The organism is Streptomyces sp. NPDC028928 (assembly GCF_055564915.1).
Genome location: NZ_JBVHVI010000043.1, coordinates 1 through 2,080, shown reverse-complemented (window position 1 = coordinate 2,080; position 2,080 = coordinate 1). Strand labels below are relative to the sequence as shown.

At 71.3% G+C, this 2,080-nt stretch carries 1 protein-coding gene; it reads left to right on the top strand.

The features are described 5' to 3' along the window. A partial coding sequence (locus ACZ4U1_RS40175; protein ID WP_467909133.1) for a polyketide synthase dehydratase domain-containing protein occupies nucleotides 1-2,080 on the top strand: 2,080 nt, incomplete at both ends.

Genomic DNA, 2,080 nt, shown 5'->3' with positions numbered 1-2,080 from the left:
ACGCCCTGCACCAACACCTGATCGCGGACGGCATCGACGCACGCCTCATCCCCGTCGACTACGCCTCCCACTCCCCCCACATCACCCCCCTCAAAGACCAGATCCTCACCGACCTCGCCCCCATCACCCCCCAGCCGGCCGCCATCCCCTTCTACTCCACCACCCACCCCCAAAACACACCCACCGACACCACCACCCTCACCGCCCAATACTGGTACGACAACCTCCGCCACCCCGTCCACCTCCACACCGTCACCACCCACCTCACCACCACCGGACACACCCACTACATCGAACCCAGCCCCCACCCCACCCTCACCCACACACTCCCCCACGCCACCCCCACCCTCCGACGCCACCACGGCACACCCCACCAACTCACCACCGCACTCGCCCACGCCCACACCCAAGGCATCCCCCTCACCCACCACCACACCACCCCCACCACCGACCTCCCCACCTACCCCTTCCAAACCACCCGCTATTGGGCCGAGTTCGCCCCGGCGACCGGCTCACCCCACGCCCTCGGCCAGCAGTCCACCGATCACCCGTTCCTCGCTGCCAGGGTCGAACTCCCGGACGGGGCAGCCCTCTTCACCGGCCGTCTCTCCCTCCCCGACCACCCCTGGCTCGCCGACCACGCCGTCCGCGACACCGTGCTCCTGCCTGGCACCTCCTACCTCGAACTGGCCCTCCATCTGGGCCAGGCCACCTCGGCCCCCACCGTCGAGGAACTCACCCTCGAAACCCCGCTCACGCTCACCCACGACCGGACAACCCACCTCCAGCTGCACCTCACCGCCCCCGACGCCGAGGGGCGCCGCACCCTGACGTTCCACTCCCGCCCCGAGCCCACGGGCGACGAGGATGCCGGTGCCGTCTCCTGGACCCGGCACGCCACGGCCACCCTCACCACCACAGGCGCCACCGCGGCCCCCGAGCCCGGTCCCTGGCCCCCGGCCGACGCCACCCCCCTCAACCTCACCGGCGCCTACGACACCCTCGCCGACCACGGCTACACCTACGGCCCCGCCTTCCAGAACCTCACCACCGCCTGGCACCACGGCAACAACCTTTACGCGGAAGTCCAGTTGAGCGAGGACGAGCAGCAGCGCTCGCGCTCCTACGGCATCCACCCGGCGCTGCTCGACAGTGCCCTGCACCCCCTGGCGCTCACCACCACCGGCGAAACCCGACTCCCCTTCGCCTGGAACGGAGTACGCCTCCACGCCACCGGCGCCACCACCGTCCGCGTCCACCTCACCACCACCGACGACGACACCACCACACTCCACCTCACCGACCCCCACGGCCAACCCATCCTCACCGCCGAGAAACTCACCACACGGGTCGTGGACGCCGCGCAGCTCGCGTCGCTGGGGGCGCATCCGGCGGAGGGTCTGTACCGGCAGGAGTGGACGCGGTTCGCGTTCGGGCAGGGGCAGCCGAGCGGTGCCGAGGACGGTTGGGTCGTACTCGGTGAGGCGGGAGCCGGCACCGGGGAGAGCCGGCCGGTGTATCCGGTGGTGTCCGCGTTGCCGGACGGTGACGCGCGGCCCGCGGCTGTGGTGCACTTCGTGCCCCTGCCGGAGGGCGAGGGCGAGCCGGCCGAGGTGCACGCGGCGGCCGAGCGGGCGCTGCTCCTGCTCCAGGCCTGGTTGGCCGACGAGCGTCTGCTGGACGTGCCGTGCGTCTGGGTCACCCGAAGTGCCGCCGTGGTTCGGGAGGGCGAGGATCCGAATCTGGTGCACGCGACGGTCACCGGGTTGGTGAGGACCGCTCAGAGCGAGTATCCCGGTCGTTTCACGCTGGTGGATCTGGACGGGACGACGGAATCAACGGCGGTGCTGGCGGCTGTCGTGGCGGCGGCACGGGCGGAGGACGAGCCGCACGTGGCGCTCCGTGCCGGGGAGGGGTTCGTGCCGCGGCTGGTCCGGCACACTCCGGACCCGGTCGAGGATGCAGCCGCGCTGACGGCCACGCATCCGGACGGCACCACCCTCATCACCGGCGGCACCGGCACCCTCGCCCAACTCACCGCCCTCCACCTCGCCGAACACCACCACCACCGCCACTTCCT